We start from the raw sequence: 16326 nt of genomic DNA on the forward strand, positions 1-16326 counted from the left end.
GCCCATGTGGTCCCTCAGCGCCTGGCGTCGCCGGCGCCTGCTGGCCAAGCACCCGATTGCCGATGACACCTGGCAACGGGTGCGTCACCACCTGACCTTCCTCGACGGCATCACCGCCGAGCAAGACCAGTGGCTGCGCGAAGCCTGTGTGCTGTTCCTCGCCGAAAAACACCTCACCGCCCTGCCCGGCGTCGAACTGCATCAGGAACAACGCCTGCTGCTCGCCGCCCAGGCGCAACTGCCGCTGATGAACCTGGGTGACCTCGACTGGTATCAGGGCTTCCATGAAATCGTGCTGTACCCTGACGACTTTCTCAGCCCGCAACGTCATCGCGATGCCAGCGGCGTGGAACATGAGTGGGACGGCGAGCACAGCGGCGAAGCCTGGCAACAAGGCCCGGTGATCCTCGCCTGGCCCGGCGTACTGGCCAGCGGCCAATGGGAAGGCTACAACCTGGTCATCCATGAGCTGGCGCACAAACTGGACATGCTCAACGGCGACGCCAACGGCCTGCCCCCGCTGCATAACGACATGCGCGTGCAGGAATGGGCCAGCGTGATGCAAAGCGCCTTCGACGACCTCAATCGCCAACTCGATGCCAACCCGGACGCCGACACCGAGATCGATCCGTACGCGGCGGAAAACCCGGCGGAATTCTTTGCCGTCACCAGCGAGTATTTTTTCAGCGCCCCGGATTTACTGGTCAGCCATTACCCACAGGTGTACGCCCAACTCAGCCGCTTTTACCGCCAGGACCCACTGGCCCGCCTGACCCAACTGCAAGCCCACGACCCGCGCTACCAGCCGCAGGTCGAATGACCGTACGACGCTTGGCGCATGGCATCGGCGTCAGAATATGCCTATAATCGCCGCCACTTTTAGGCCAATCCGGCCATGTCATATGGCCAACTACGGGGGCAACGCCCAATGAGCTACAGCAAGATTCCGGCTGGCAAAGACCTGCCGAACGACATCTACGTCGCCATCGAAATTCCGGCCAACCACGCGCCGATCAAATACGAAATCGACAAAGACAGCGACTGCCTGTTCGTTGACCGTTTCATGGCCACCCCGATGTTCTACCCGGCCAACTACGGTTTCATTCCCAACACCCTGGCTGACGACGGTGACCCCCTTGACGTGCTGGTCGTGACCCCTTACCCGGTCACCCCAGGCTCGGTCATCCGCGCACGCCCGGTCGGCATCCTGAACATGACCGACGACGGCGGCGGCGATGCCAAAGTTATCGCCGTGCCACACGACAAGCTGTCCCAGCTGTACGTCGACGTGAAGGAATACACCGACCTGCCGCCACTGCTGCTGGAACAGATCAAGCACTTCTTCGAGAACTACAAAGACCTCGAAAAAGGCAAATGGGTGAAGATCGACGGTTGGGGCAACGCAGACGCTGCCCGCGCCGAGATCATGAAGTCGGTAGCCGCCTACAAAGGCTGATACTTGCGCCTCATTGCCACGGCAATTAAAAAGCCCCGATTATTCGGGGCTTTTTTATGAACATTAAACGCCGAGTTCAACTCTTAACTTTCGGTGTTTAACTAACACTAATAAATGAAGAATCAAGCTACAACTAAGGAAAAACCTACACACGCAACTCAACGCATAGTTTATTTGAATAGTTTTCCTGGCCGGTAAACTCTGCGTTTATGAATACATCAGGTGATCGTTTAAAAGCGCTATTACGGGAAGTTCATCTTTCCGCCTCCGACTTCGCCAAGAATCGCGGCGTCACGCCTCAGCACGTGAACAACTGGTTCAAACGCGGCGTCCCCATGGGCCGACTCAACGAGTTCGCAGAACTGCTGTGCGTCTCCAGTCGCTGGTTAAGCGACGGTCGCGGCCCCAAACACCCACCGGTCAACTACCTGTTGGACGGCCCCACCGCAAGGATTGCACCGACCCGCGAAGACATCGGCAAATACCTCACAGGCCCTGCCTGCCGCCCGGATAATACCGACGTGGAGATCCCCCTCCACCCCACATTCACTTCAACCGAACGCATCCGCGTCACCCAGCACACCCTCGAAACCCTCAACGTAAACCCCGACCGCGCCGTCGGCGCCTACATGGTCGACAACAGCATGATCGACATCATCCAACAAGGCGCCACCCTCGCCATCGATAAAGGCCGCACCCAAATCATCGACGGCGAAATCTACGCCGTCGAACACGACGGCATGCTGCGCATCAAATACCTCTACAACCGACCTGGCGGTGGCCTGCGCATGCGCAGCCACAACGCCAGCGAACACCCGGACGAATACCTCACCTACGACGAACGCTTTGAGCAGAACTTCCAGATAGTCGGCTGGGTATTCTGGTGGTCCACCCTCAACAACCGCCGCCCACCGGTACCGCTGGACGAACACCTGCTGGGCTGGGAAAGCTCTGAATCGGAACCGGAGGTGGGCAACTGAGGTGAATGTGGGTATCATGCGCCGCACATTTGGCAGGGGGTGGTTTCAGGCTGTTGCCCTGCCAGGCGATGCGGAGGAGTTCCCGCGGATGCCCCTACTATTCAGCCCGACGCAATGTGGGCTGAGCGATTTGAAGGCTGATGAGGTTTGTCAAAAACAAGCTGAGACAGTCCCCGAGAAGCCGGCCACAAGCCGGCTTTTTAATGCCCGTCTATCTCAGATCAATTGTCCAACAGCTGCTGGACAATTGAATGGTCAAAAGAGGCCGCTTAGCGACTTGCCGGCCTTGCACGTCATGAGGCCTGCAAACATTCCACAGCCCGATCGGCCACCATATTGGCCATCTCCACCAAATGCATCACCGCCCTCTGCGGCGCAGCCACTGGTTCGCCGAGCACATGCGACGTAGCCACCGCACAATGCAACAGCTCAGCCACCTGAACCCAGGCGTCCTCGAAACTCAGTTCTTCGCTGACCGTAAACGGATTGGTCACAGCTGATGACGGCGAATCCGAACAAACATTATCCATAGCAAAACTCCAATCGATAATTTGGAGCTGCCACTTCCTGCGACTAAACAAAAGGCGGCAGCTGTACGCAGGTTAGTCGACCGGTCGATTGGGAACCCGGCGCACCCGAAGGTGCCCTGCGCACAGCTACCATAAGATGCAGGCGGAGAAATGCCTGACTCATGAATTACTTATGCGCCAATCGATTCCGGGCGACTAAACCCGATCACTGAATGTGCAGTGACAATCCGCAGCCTAGTCACCCATTTCCGCTGGCGCAATGCGGTTGGGATTCTCTCGGAAACGTCCTGCGAATGAAAGGGATAGGACCTGCTGGCCCTTCAAAGTCAAATCCCCCATCGCTCTTCGCATTGATTTATGCAACAGGTGCTGCACAAGCCAGAAAAAACCATCGTCCTTTTTAAGTTGACAGTAAGACTCCTCCCACCCGATTTATCCGGCACGAGCCACCCATTAATCTGTGCCCATGTTGAACACAACACCCAACCAACCTAAACAAAAAAGGATTCAACCATGAGCACTCCAACCTACAGCCGCTTGAACAAAGACGACGCCATTGTCCTGCTGGTCGACCACCAGACCGGCCTGATCTCCCTGGTGCAGGACTTCTCCCCCAACGAGTTCAAGAACAACGTGCTGGCCCTGGCCGACCTGGCCAAGTTCTTCAACCTGCCGACCATTCTCACCACCAGTTTCGAGCAAGGCCCCAACGGCCCGCTGGTGCCGGAGTTGAAGGAAATGTTCCCGGACGCGCCGTATATCGCTCGCCCTGGTCAGATCAATGCGTGGGACAACGAAGACTTCGTCAAGGCGATCAAGGCCACCGGGCGTAAGCAGATCATCATCGCCGGTGTCGTGACGGATGTGTGCGTGGCGTTCCCGACCTTGTCGGCGCTGGCGGAAGGGTTTGAGGTGTTCGTGGTAACGGATGCGTCGGGCACGTTCAATACCACGGTGCAGCAGGCGGCATGGAGCCGGATGACCCAGGCGGGTGCGCAATTGATGAACTGGTTTTCGGTGGCGTGTGAGTTGCACCGTGACTGGCGCAACGATATCGAAGGGCTGGGGAATCTGTTGTCCCAGCGGATTCCCAACTATCGCAATTTGATGAATGGGTATGCGGCGCTGACAGCTCAGCAGAAATAAGTCAGCCCAGTGTGACGATAAGCCTGCCCTGAAAAGGCAGGCTTTCGGTGTTTGAACCGGCTTACCCCGCCAGCTCTCTCTCTATCTGCTCAATGCTGGGCAAACTGGTCTGCAGTTCTGCCGACAAAGACTCTACCCACTGATATTCCGCCACACCGATAGGCCGGTTGTTATCGCGCAGAGCATATTCAGCCACCACCTCATTTTTACCCTTGCACAGCAACAGGCCAATGGTCGGGCCATCCTGTGGGCGCTTCAGTTCGGCATCTACAGTCGCGAGATAGAAGCTCAACTTGCCCAGATGCTCGGGCTTGAATTTACCCGCCTTGAGTTCGATCACTACGTAGCAGCGCAGTTTCAAGTGGTAAAACAACAGGTCAACGAAGAACTCATCACCGCCAACATTCAGCAGTACTTGCCGGCCAACGTAGGCAAAGCCCGCGCCCAACTCTAATAAGAACTCAGTGACATGTTTGATCAAGGCATTTTCGATATCACGCTCTTTCGCATCCAGGCCCAGGCTTAGGAAGTCAAAGCGATAAGGGTCCTTGAGAGATTCTCGTGCCAGATCGGATTGTGCCTTGGGCAAATGGCTTTCGAAGTTGCTGACTGCCTTGCCACTGCGCTCCAGCAAGCAATTTCGATGTGCAGTAACAGCGTGTTCCGCGACCAGCTGTGTTTAACTGCCTGGGTGATGTACCAGCGACGTGTTTCCGGGCCGGGAAGCTTTTCGAGCAACACCACGTTGTGACCCCAGGGCAATTGTGCAGCAGCCTGTTGCACAAATTCCGAATCCGGCCACGCCTCGGCAAAAGCACGCATGTACTTGAGGTTGCGCGGCGAAAAACCCTTAATGTCGGGAAACGCTGCACGCAGATCCTGCGCAAGGCGGTCGATCACTTTGCTCCCCCAGCCTTGATCGCTCTGACGGGCCAAAATTTCGCGTCCAATCTGCCAGTAGAGCATCACCAATTCACGATTGACCGCGATTGACGCGCGCTGCTGTGCGTTATGGATACGGCTCTTGAGGCCTGTCAGCCAATCGGTGTAGCCATCAGGCGGCGCGTTTAAACCGATAGAGGCCTCGTTCATACTTTTTCACTCTTGTGTTTTCGGCAGGCTAGTCAAGCCGCCGGACCGTCACAAGAGCTCTTAAATAGTCTAGGAAGGGTCCTGCTTACCTTACGGAACGGTCCTGCTGTTCGGGCCCGCGCGGGGCTCTTCGCTGACGCAGAGGGCCAACCGGCTGAAATAGGCCGGCGCACTATCTGAAAAAGAACTTTTCATGCATATCGGCAAAGCCGCGCAGGTGTCCGGCACGACCATCAAGGCGTTTCGTCATTATGAGGTCATCAGGTTGATGCCCGAGCCCCAGCGCCAGGGCGGTCATCGCGTCTATACGGCGCAAAGTTTCGAATCGCAACGGATGGGGGTCTGGTTGAATGCATTTGAGTCCTGCTGAAAGGCGCTCATTGGGCACTATTCGTCAATCAGCAGCATCGCAATCTGAAGTGCTCCGTGGGCATCAGTCGCCATCGACTATTGCCCGCCCTTTGTAAGCGCAATCTGATTTTTCAAACCACTCATCCAGCTGCCTTTCGCTGGGGCAGACTCCGACGCCTTGCCTTCTGCCGAGACGTCATGGATGACCCACGCTGCCCACATCACCTCGATCGAATATGAGCTGGATACTTTCCATCAGAGCCTGATGATTTATCGCCAGCAAATGGGTGCCTGGTATTCCCGGGCACTGGATTCGGTGAGCCATGCCACGGATATGCCGTCGTTGCTGGGAATGGATCGGGTGTTACGGGTTGGGGATTCGCAGCAGTCGGTGAGCCTTACCGACGCGGATTTCTCTACCGTGGCTTTTTGCCCTGCGGGTGGCGTGCTTAAGATCCAGAGCAGGTTCGAGTCGCTGTATGACGTGCCGATTGGCGACATCCCCGTTGAGGTGACCCGCCTGGATGACGGTAGCTCAGCAGTGATCATGCTTGATGAACACGGCGAGGGTTCGCACTACTGCGCCGCTGGCGGGCGCTATCAAGTTCGGGTTCAAGGCGATGTTTCAGCGCAGCAAGTGGATGCCTTGTTTGACTCTTATGCCGGGCTGACAGCAGACCTGGAGCAATGGCTGCGCGATCAGTGGAAGGACTTCAAGCCGCATTGGCAGCAATCCACGGCCAGTGCAATTGGCAGCGGCGTACTGGCGGGCAGTTGGGCGGCGATCCGTGATGTGTGGGACAGCATAAAGCTGGTGCAGTCGATCCTTGAAGATCCGTTGCAATATGTAGAACAACTGGGAGCCCAGGCAGCCAAGTTGGCGCAAATCGCCACCGATGCCCCCAAGATCATGGAACAGGCGATGTTGCTCGCCAGCGATGAGGCTGCACTGTACCTGCTGATACGTACGGCGATGATATGGCTGGACGCATTGCCGCCGAGCCAGGTCGCGGAAGTGGTTGCAGGGTTAATAGTATCGCTGCTGATTGATCTGGTGATTGGCGCGGTGCTGACCATCGCCTTACCGGCGGCGGGTGTGGCGTATTTAAGCTTGCGGCTGGTCAAGTATGGCGCTCGGATTGTTGAGGCCGCGGTTGGCTTCGTACAGAGTATGTTGGCGATTCTGACCAAGTTTATGCAGGCGGTGGATCGCTATAAAGCGGTGGCGGTTCGAGGGGTGGTCGGTGGGCTGAAGCAGGGCACCCTGCAGATGCGCTGGAAGGCTCGGCAGAACGCGGTGCTGCTGCACAAAGAGCATGTGGATGATGTGCCTGCCCCGTCTAAAAATCCGGCTGGGGAGGCTGCTGACTCTGCGGATAACACCGTCACCCACGGCTGCCCGGTGTCGATGGTCACTGGCGAGGAACTGCTGACCCTTACCGATGGCGCGCTGGATGGGGTCTTGCCATTCGAGTGGACGCGCTTGTATCGCAGCAGTGCGGTGGAAGTGGATTGTGGCTTGGGGTTTGGCTGGAGCCATGTGCTGGCGCAGCGGCTTGTGGTGTCAGGCGATTCGGTAGTGTGGACCGACCATGAGAATCGCTCGACCACCCTGCCCTTGCCGACGGTGGCTCGACCGGCGATTACCAACAGCTTGGCGGAAGCGGCGATTTATTTAGGCTCGGTTCCAGACGAGCTGGTGCTGGCCCAGTCCTCTCGGTTTTATCACTTTCGCGACGGTGTGCTGACGGCGATCAGCGATGCGTATGACAACCGGTTGTTGGTTGTCCGGGATCGATTGGGGCGGATTGAGCGGCTGGATAACGGCGTGGGCCGCTCTTTGCTCTTGCGCTATGAGCTGGGTCGCATTGTCGCGGTGGACTACCAGGTTCATCGCGCCACGGGGAATGAACCCTTCGTCTGGGTGACCGAGCAGAACGTCGTTGCCTACGCTTATGACGGCGCTGGACGACTGGTTTCAGCGACCAATGCTGTCGGTGAGTGTGAGCGTTATCGGTACGACGAGCAGCACGTCATTCTTGAGCGCCAGCTGGCCGGTGGGGCGAGTTTCTTTTGGGAATGGGAACGCGCTGGCAAGGCAGCGCGCTGTGTCCGGCATTGGGCCAGTTTTTCGCAGATGGACACGCGCTATGCCTGGGGCGATGACGGTCGCGTCACCGTGCACAACGCCGACGGCAGCCAGGAAGTTTACGTACATGACCAGCGGGCGCTGCTGATACAGCGCATCGATCCCGACGGCGCCCAGCACTTCAAATCCTACGATGACAAGGGCCGTCTGACCGTCGAGCAGGACCCGCTGGGCGCGGTGACGGCCTACCAATACGACGACGCCGGACGCTTGGTGGCGCTGTTTCCGGGGGATGATGAGCCGACATCCTACGAGCATGACAACGGTTTCGTACGGGTTATGCGCCGTGGTGAGGCGGCCTGGAAATACGAGCGTAATGACCAAGGCGATGTCATTCGCCAGATCGATCCGGATGGCAATGCGACCGACTACAGCTACGACCAGCAGGGACAACTGACCGGGGTTTGGTATCCGGATCACAGTTGTCATCGGTTGGTGTGGAACGAACGCGGACAGCTTGTTGAAGAACAGCTACCGAATGGTGGGATCAAGCGCTACCGCTATGACGACCTGGGCCGGCAGGTTGCGCGTGAGGATGAACAGGGCGCGCTGACCCAGTATCAATGGGACGCCGTAGGCCGCCTGCTGAAACTGACCCAACCCGACGGTACTTACCGGGAATTCAGCTACAACCCCTACGGAAAAATCATCGCCGAGCGCGATGAATTGGGCCACGTCACCCACTACGAATACGCCGATGGCCTGCACCTGATCAGCCGCCGCATCAATGCCGACGGCACCCAGGTCAACTACCGCTACGACAACGCCCGCTTACTGCTCACCGCCATCGAAAACGAAGTCGGCGAAACCTACCAGCTCGACTACCACCCCAACGGCCTGATCCAACAGGAAACCGGCTTCGACGGCCAACGCACCGCCTACGCCTACGACCTCAACGGCAACCTGCTGGAAAAAACCGAATACGGCGACGATGGCAGTCAGCTCGTCACTCAATACCATCGCGACCATGCCGGTCGCCTCGTAAGAAAAACCCTGCCCGACGGCAGCGCTGTCGATTATGCCTACGACCGCCAAGGCAACCTCCTCAGCGTCGACGACGGCCACTGGTTCCTTGCCTACGAGTACGACCGCCAAAACCGCCTCACCGCCGAACACCAGGGCTGGGGCACCCTGCGCTACGGCTACGACGCCTGCGGCCAACTTCAGCATTTACGACTACCGGACAACAACCGCCTCACCTTCAACCACGACAAAGGCGGTCATCTCGCCACCGTCGAACTGAACGGTGCGTTGCTGACTTCCCACCTGTTCAAAGCCGGCCGCGAACACCAACGCCAACAAGGCCAACTCCTCAGCCACTACCACTACGACGACCAAAACCGCCTGCACGCCCACGCCGTCACCCAGCAGGAAAACCACCTTTACCAACGCCACTACGACTACGACAAAACCGGCAACCTCACCCGCCTGCACGACACCCGCAAAGGCGAACACCTTTACCGCTACGACCCGCTCCACCGCCTGACCCGCGCCGATCATTCGCAAGACATACAAGAACGTTTCGGCCACAACCCTGCCGGCAACCTGCTCATGCAAGACAGGCCGGGCCCGGACATCGTTGCGGGTAATCGGCTGGTGATCCAAGGCGATCACCATTACGACTATGACGCCTTCGGCAACCTGATCCGCGAACGACGCGGCAAGGGTCATTCACTCGTTGCCGAATACCGCTACGACTGTCAGCACCGGCTGATCGGCATCACAAAGCCCAATGGCCAAACCGCCAGTTATCGCTACGATCCGTTTGGGCGGCGCATCAGCAAAACCGTGGATGGCATCACCAAAGAATTTTTCTGGCAAGGCGACAAAGTAGTCGCTGAGCATCACGCGGATCGTCATCGCAGCTACCTCTACGAACCCGACAGCTTCCGCCCATTGGCATTGCTGGAAGGCTTCGGCCCACAAGAAACCAAGCCCTATCACTACCAACTCGACCACCTCGGCACGCCGCAAGAACTCACCACGCCCGACGGCGAAATCGTCTGGTCCGCCCACTACCGCGCCTACGGCGAAATCAGCCGCCTCGACGTAGGCAAAGTCGACAACCCGCTACGTTTCCAAGGCCAATACTTCGACCAGGAAAGCGGCCTGCACTACAACCGCCATCGCTACTACAATCCGGATATTGGTCGTTACTTGACGCCCGACCCGGTGAAGCTGGCGGGTGGGATCAATGCATACCGATATGCGCCCAACCCAACGGGGTGGGTGGATCCGCTGGGGCTGAGTAGATGTCCAGGCATTGATGGATATAAGCCGGCACATCGCTCTGAAGATCCTGCGGAAAACGTCAAGGCCAATGAAGGGGATGTAGAGCTTCCGAAAGGTTTCGATAGCAAACTGTCAAGAAACGGCGCATTTAGAAGAGCCAAAGAGATTGGAGGCATACCAAGAAATACTCAACCGATAGGCATCTACCGAGAAACCATTCGCGATCAGGATTGCCATACTGTAGGACGAGTGTACGTTTTCAGCTTAGCAAAGAACCATCTAACTAAAATATATGAGCATTCGCTAGGTCACAAAAAAGGCAATCATGGACCTCACTTCAACACCAAAACTACGGTAAATGAAATCAAAGCCCCATTAAAAACCGGTGACAATTCACACACCTACTTCAAGAGATAAAAATGAAAACCGCATACATAAGCGAATTCGGCATAAGACCATGGGAAAGCGCACGCCCTACAAATGATGTGAAATTCTTTACTACGACATTAATAAACCACAGCTTTAGCAACCTATGGCGATCATGGTGCGAGATTATGGAGCCATTAGTAGAGTGGCGTATAAAAAGAGAATGGCGCGCCGCCACTGGCGCCACATTCAACTCACGAACTGAAGAATATTTATACAAAAAAAACAAAATCAGCACATTGAACTCTGGCGACCTGTTCAAAAAAAATGAAATAAGTAATATTTATAGCACCATTAGAAACCTTCCGAGCAGCCCAAAAAATATAGACAATCTAGCTCTGGAGGGCTCTCACGGCACACTAATTATTATGGAAAAAAACGGAACTGATATAGAACAACTCTGGGACAAAATGAAAATTTTTGAAGATCGCATCACGCCAGAGAAAATAAGTATTTTTTTGGAATCACAACTTGACACCATGCTATGCAGATTTTATGACTCAGAAACCCATGCAGCAGCTCAATTTTTTTACGCAACTAACGGCGAAAGCCGCACACTCTTAAATCTTATTGAGCACAATTTCAACCAATTACGAGAAAGCGAAATTTGCAACTATATAAACAACACCCATACAAATCGCTCAGACTAATCAGAAACCTTGTCGAAAATAATACCCAACCAACAAGACTCAGATTAATAAGAGCGGGGCAAAAAAGTAGCACATAGGGATAAGCAATGAAAATAATGTGCACGCCGCTGACTGACAAGGCCATGTCTTTGCTAGATATCAATGCTTGCCCAGACGACCAAATGGCAAGACTCATCCTCACAAACGCAGAACACCTACAGCTTCAAAACTCAGGAATATTCGAAGAAATCAACAATTCCTTGAGAAAACTTATCGATGACTACGAGGATGAACATATTAAAAATCACGAAGATCTTTCCGAAATGCTGAGAATACTGGAAAAAAAATCATTACCTGAAAACCCCGAATTACTAAAAAAATTAATCCATCTAAATAAATTAGCTATCGATAAAAAACTGGCATCTTTTTCTATTTTTAAACAATGAATATAAATTTAAAAAAAGCAGAAGTTATAGCGTTCAACAAACATGTTGAAGAAGACGTTACACTGCTCATTGAGGGTACGTTCATAAACTGCTTTATCAGCTACTGCCCCTACGAGCTAGAAGTAGGAAAAACGTATGCCGTGGAGCTGACATTAAACCTTTCCGACGATTACGAAATTGAGCGCACAGTGGTCAGCCGACCTTTGGTAAAACGGATAGATCGAGGTTACGCCTATGTTCTCTACGGATATTTGAGTAATAACATGTTCGTCACTTTCACATCACTTCATGATGAGGACATACATTACGTTCATCCCGAATGCAATGAGCACTTTATCAAACTAAAGATTGAAAGAATCGACGCCAGTTTCCACTGAGGTGTTAATAACCGTCCCTCATCACCATCACGACGCCACTCACAGATCAAGTCTAGACGATGAGCCGAATAACCAGCACAATCGGCTCACAATATGAGCCGAATAACCTCTCCATTCGACTCACTCCCAGGCCCCGCCCATGGATTATTCACACTGGATCTGGCAACACATCGACTGGCCCCATTTCCACTGGCAGCCCGGACGCTTGGCTGCTTTGCTGCGCGACTGCGGTCACTCCCAAGGCAAACTCCTAGGCATGCTCGGCTCCGCTGGTCAGGCAGCCAGCGCGCAGAACGAACTGGACGCGCTGCTGCAAAACATCCTGACCTCCTCCGCTATTGAAGGTGAGCAACTGAATGTCGGCTCGGTGCGGTCCTCCCTGGCGCGACGGTTAGGCTTGGAAACGACGAAAGACGGTCAGGTCAGCCGCCGTAGCGAAGGCCTCGCTGACCTGATGATAGATGCCACTGAGCAATTTGCCGAGCCGTTCACGTACTCGCGTCTCATGCACTGGCATCATCTGCTGTTTCCGATTCCAGAAGCGGGCCTTGCCGCGCGAAGCATGAAGGTCGGGGGGTTGCGAGGGGATGAGCCTATGCAGGTGGTATCGGGGCGTCTTGACCGGCCGACCGTGCACTTTGAGGCGCCGCCACGCCAGGGGCTGGAGCAGGCGCTGGATGACTTCCTTGAATGGTTCGAACTGAGCCGCCATCAACCAGAACTGGACCCGTTCATACGCGCTGGCATTGCGCATTTCTGGTTTGTCACACTTCACCCGTTCGATGACGGTAATGGTCGCCTGACACGCGCCATCACTGACTTGGCCTTGGCCCAGGGCGACCATCACGCGATACGCTTTTATGCGATGTCAGCCAGTATCCTTGACGACCGCTCGGGTTACTACAAAGCGCTGGAGTCCAGCCAAAAGGCCACACTTGATATTACAGATTGGCTGGAGTGGTTCCTGAGAACATTGTTACGCAGCCTGCAGCAGGCGATGGCGCGGATAGACCGTGTGTTGAGCAAGACCCGGTTCTGGGACCAACACCGCGGCGCTGCGTTATCTGCCGAGCAGGTCAAAGTACTCAATCGTCTGCTCGACGGTGGTGATAAAGGCTTTGAGCATGGGATCAGCGCCGCGCAGTACCAGGCAGTCGCCAAAGTGTCCAAGGCGACAGCCACCCGCCATCTGTCTGATTTGCTGGAAAAAAAGTGCCTGATCCGTCTCCCCGGAAGCGGTCGCAGCACGCGTTACCAGGTCAATACCCAAGGCGAATGACACCCCCCACTCATTTGCCCCAATCCCCCATGTCTGCTAGTGTCGCGCCGGTTTACCGTCTACCGGAATTGCCGCCATGGCCCGCAAAAAAGTTGCACTCGATTTCGAACAATCCCTCGCCGACCTGCAAACCCTGGTCGAGCGTCTGGAGAACGGCGAGTTGTCGCTGGAAGACTCGCTGACGGCGTTTGAGCAAGGCATCGGCCTGACCCGTGACTGCCAGAGCGCGCTGGCGCAGGCTGAGCAGAAAGTGCAGGTATTGCTTGAGCGTGATGGGGAGTTGGCCGAAGAACCTTTCGATGCGGAACAACCCGAATGATCGATGCGTATCAGGCCAGTAGCCAAGCCCGGGTGAATGCGGCGCTGGAGCCCTTGTTTGTTGCGCCAAGCCCGGAAATGAAGCGTCTTTACGACGCCATGCGCTATAGCGTGATGAATGGCGGCAAGCGCGTGCGCCCGTTGCTGGCGTATGCGGCGTGTGAAGCGCTGGGTGCGCCAGCCGAGGACGCGAATGGCGCGGCCTGTGCGGTAGAACTGATTCACGCCTATTCCCTGGTACACGACGATCTGCCGGCGATGGACGACGACGATCTGCGTCGCGGCCAGCCGACCACCCATAAAGCCTTCGATGAAGCCTATGCGATCCTGGCCGGTGATGGCCTGCAGAGCCTGGCGTTCAGCGCGTTGCTCGACCCGCGTTTGAGCCGCGTGAATGCCGAGATCCGCCTGCGCATGGTCACCGCCCTGGCCCTGGCGGCGGGCCCGGCCGGTATGGTCGGCGGGCAAGCGATCGACATGGGTTCGGTCAGCCTCAAGCTGGATCAAACAGCCCTGGAACACATGCATCGCCACAAGACTGGCGCGTTGATCGAGGCTGCGGTGCAGCTCGGTGCCCTGGCCAGTGGCCGGGCCGAAGCCGCGCAATTAGCGGCGCTGCACACCTATTCACGGGCTGTTGGCCTGGCGTTCCAGGTGCAGGACGACATTCTCGACGTGGAAAGTGACACCGCGACCCTCGGCAAACGCCAGGGCGCCGATATCGCTCGGGACAAACCGACCTATCCTGCGCTACTCGGGCTTGCGGCCGCCAAGGCGTATGCCCTGGAACTGCGCGACCAGGCCCTGGACGCCCTGCGACCTTTCGACGCGGCGGCTGAGCCGTTGCGTGACCTGGCGCGGTATATCGTCGAACGTCGCCACTGATAACCGTGGCGATCAGCGCCGCATATCGGCCAAGTTGGCGCCCCTGCGTGGGCAGTTTGCAACGCTTGAGGTAAACTGCCGCCTCTTCTATACCTATAACGATTCGCCTGATGCCCACGACGTTCCAAGAGATTCCCCGCAAGCGCCCGTCCACGCCCCTGCTCGACCGCGCTGCCACGCCGGACGGCCTGCGTCGACTGGGTGAAGCCGAGCTGGAAACCCTGGCCGATGAACTGCGCCTGGAATTGCTCTACACGGTCGGCCAGACCGGTGGGCATTTCGGTGCCGGGCTGGGCGTGATCGAGCTGACCATCGCCTTGCACTACGTATTCGACACCCCGGACGACCGGCTGGTGTGGGACGTGGGCCATCAGGCGTATCCGCATAAAATCCTCACCGGCCGGCGCGAGCGTATGGCCAGCCTGCGCCAGAAGGACGGTATCGCCGCCTTCCCGCGTCGCTCCGAGAGCGAGTACGACACCTTTGGCGTCGGCCACTCCAGCACCTCGATCAGCGCAGCGCTGGGCATGGCGATTGCCGCTCGCCTGCAAAACAGCGATCGCAAGGCGATTGCGGTGATCGGTGATGGCGCGCTGACTGCGGGCATGGCCTTCGAAGCGCTGAACCATGCGCCGGAAGTGGACGCCAACATGCTGGTGATCCTCAACGACAACGACATGTCGATTTCGCGAAACGTCGGCGGCCTGTCCAATTACCTGGCTAAAATCCTCTCCAGCCGCACTTACGCCAGCATGCGTGAAGGCAGCAAGAAAGTGCTGTCGCGTCTGCCCGGCGCGTGGGAAATTGCCCGTCGTACTGAAGAATATGCCAAGGGCATGCTGGTGCCCGGCACGCTGTTCGAAGAATTGGGCTGGAACTACATCGGCCCTATCGACGGCCATGACCTGCCGACCCTGATCGCCACGCTGCGCAATATGCGTGACCTCAAGGGCCCGCAGTTCCTGCATATCGTCACCAAAAAAGGCAAAGGCTTCGCGCCGGCGGAAGTCGACCCGATCGGTTACCACGCGATTACCAAGCTGGAACCGCTGGACGCTCCCGCCGCTGCGCCGAAAAAGGCCAGCGGGCCGAAGTATTCCGGTGTGTTTGGCGAATGGCTGTGCGACATGGCCGCCGCAGACCCGCGCCTGGTGGGGATTACCCCGGCGATGAAGGAAGGCTCCGACCTGGTGGCCTTCAGCGAGCGTTTCCCGTTGCGTTACTTCGATGTGGCGATTGCCGAGCAGCACGCAGTGACTTTCGCCGCCGGCATGGCCTGCGAAGGCGCCAAGCCGGTGGTAGCGATTTACTCCACCTTTCTGCAACGCGGTTATGACCAGCTGGTGCATGACGTGGCGGTGCAGAACCTCGACGTCTTGTTCGCCATCGACCGCGCCGGCCTGGTGGGCGAAGACGGACCGACCCACGCCGGCAGTTTCGACCTGTCCTACCTGCGCTGCATCCCCGGCATGCTGGTGATGACGCCGAGCGACGAGAACGAACTGCGCAAGATGCTCAGCACCGGCCACCTGTACAACGGCCCGGCGGCCGTGCGCTATCCGCGCGGGAATGGCCCGAATGCACTCATCGAGAAAGACCTGGAACCTATCGAGATCGGCAAGGGCATCGTGCGCCGCCAGGGCAGCAAGACGGCCTTCCTGGTGTTCGGTGTGCAACTGGCCGAAGCCTTGAAAGTCGCCGAGAAGATCGACGCCACCGTGGTCGACATGCGGTTCGTCAAACCGCTGGATGAAGCGTTGGTGCGCGAGATTGCCGGTAGCCATGAGTTGCTGGTGACGGTCGAAGAAAACGCCATCATGGGCGGTGCCGGCGCGGCGGTCAGCGAGTTCCTGGCGCGGGCGAATATCCTCAAATCAGTGCTGCACCTGGGCCTGCCGGATATGTACGTCGAACACGCCAAACCGGCGCAGATGCTGGCTGAATGCGGGTTGGATGAAGCCGGTATCGAAGCCTCGGTGCGCGAGCGCTTGGCGCTCCTGAATCCGTAACCGGATCCAAATGTGGGAGGG

12 protein-coding genes and 2 pseudogenes are annotated in these 16326 nt (G+C 56.9%); 12 read left to right on the top strand and 2 right to left on the bottom strand.

What is annotated here, in order from left to right; translation table 11 throughout:
* The first annotated feature begins 4 nt into the window (after positions 1-4).
* The 3 genes from C4J93_RS23510 (at position 5) to C4J93_RS23520 (ending at position 2436) form a co-directional block, all read left to right on the top strand.
* Positions 5-820 carry a zinc-dependent peptidase gene (locus C4J93_RS23510; RefSeq protein ID WP_124371992.1) on the top strand — a complete coding sequence of 272 codons (816 nt, stop codon included), beginning with the start codon at positions 5-7 and terminating at the stop codon, positions 818-820.
* 108 nt (positions 821-928) lie between these two features.
* Positions 929-1456 (top strand): inorganic diphosphatase, encoded by a 528-nt coding sequence (ppa, locus tag C4J93_RS23515; protein ID WP_003176323.1) that lies wholly within the window; start codon positions 929-931, stop codon positions 1454-1456.
* Positions 1457-1665: 209 nt separating this feature from the next.
* Positions 1666-2436, top strand: coding sequence for a S24 family peptidase (locus tag C4J93_RS23520; protein ID WP_124430577.1), 771 nt, complete (start codon positions 1666-1668; stop codon positions 2434-2436).
* A gap of 293 nt (positions 2437-2729) precedes the next feature.
* Here C4J93_RS23520 and C4J93_RS23530 read toward each other — a convergent pair whose 3' ends face one another.
* Entirely contained in the window at positions 2730-2966 is a 237-nt protein-coding gene (locus tag C4J93_RS23530; protein ID WP_124430578.1) for a hypothetical protein, read from the bottom strand.
* Between the two features lie 513 nt (positions 2967-3479).
* On the opposite strand from C4J93_RS23530, the gene ycaC reads away from it, so the two are divergent.
* Positions 3480-4112: an isochorismate family cysteine hydrolase YcaC gene (gene ycaC, locus C4J93_RS23535; protein WP_003239464.1), complete on the top strand. Its 633-nt coding sequence runs from the start codon at positions 3480-3482 to the stop codon at positions 4110-4112.
* A gap of 61 nt (positions 4113-4173) precedes the next feature.
* On the opposite strand, the pseudogene C4J93_RS23540 reads toward ycaC, so the two are convergent.
* Positions 4174-5204 (bottom strand): annotated as a pseudogene (locus C4J93_RS23540) (YhcG family protein).
* A gap of 193 nt (positions 5205-5397) precedes the next feature.
* Between C4J93_RS23540 and C4J93_RS23550 the strand changes: the two are divergent.
* From C4J93_RS23550 to dxs, 8 genes and pseudogenes are all read left to right on the top strand, one after another.
* Positions 5398-5529: pseudogene (locus C4J93_RS23550) on the top strand (MerR family DNA-binding transcriptional regulator); the annotation flags it as partial.
* 228 nt (positions 5530-5757) lie between these two features.
* Positions 5758-10353 carry an RHS repeat-associated core domain-containing protein gene (locus C4J93_RS23555; protein WP_124430579.1) on the top strand — a complete coding sequence of 1532 codons (4596 nt, stop codon included), beginning with the start codon at positions 5758-5760 and terminating at the stop codon, positions 10351-10353.
* Between the two features lie 2 nt (positions 10354-10355).
* Positions 10356-11012: a hypothetical protein gene (locus tag C4J93_RS23560; RefSeq protein ID WP_124430580.1), complete on the top strand. Its 657-nt coding sequence runs from the start codon at positions 10356-10358 to the stop codon at positions 11010-11012.
* Between the two features lie 86 nt (positions 11013-11098).
* Positions 11099-11437, top strand: coding sequence for a hypothetical protein (locus C4J93_RS23565; RefSeq protein ID WP_124430581.1), 339 nt, complete (start codon positions 11099-11101; stop codon positions 11435-11437).
* Between the two features lie 516 nt (positions 11438-11953).
* Positions 11954-13093 carry a Fic family protein gene (locus C4J93_RS23570; protein WP_124430582.1) on the top strand — a complete coding sequence of 380 codons (1140 nt, stop codon included), beginning with the start codon at positions 11954-11956 and terminating at the stop codon, positions 13091-13093.
* 76 nt (positions 13094-13169) lie between these two features.
* Positions 13170-13412 carry an exodeoxyribonuclease VII small subunit gene (locus C4J93_RS23575; protein ID WP_003176346.1) on the top strand — a complete coding sequence of 81 codons (243 nt, stop codon included), beginning with the start codon at positions 13170-13172 and terminating at the stop codon, positions 13410-13412.
* The gene (locus tag C4J93_RS23580; RefSeq protein WP_124420925.1) at positions 13409-14296 is read left to right on the top strand and encodes a polyprenyl synthetase family protein; all 888 of its coding nucleotides are present in this window, start codon (positions 13409-13411) and stop codon (positions 14294-14296) included. The genes C4J93_RS23575 and C4J93_RS23580 overlap by 4 nt, the downstream gene beginning before the upstream one ends.
* 110 nt (positions 14297-14406) lie before the next feature.
* On the top strand, positions 14407-16305 hold the full coding sequence (gene dxs, locus C4J93_RS23585; protein WP_124364581.1) for a 1-deoxy-D-xylulose-5-phosphate synthase: 1899 nt from the start codon (positions 14407-14409) through the stop codon (positions 16303-16305).
* The last annotated feature ends 21 nt before the right edge of the window (positions 16306-16326 follow it).

This window comes from Pseudomonas sp. R2-37-08W, from assembly GCF_003851705.1.
Taxonomy (GTDB): domain Bacteria; phylum Pseudomonadota; class Gammaproteobacteria; order Pseudomonadales; family Pseudomonadaceae; genus Aquipseudomonas.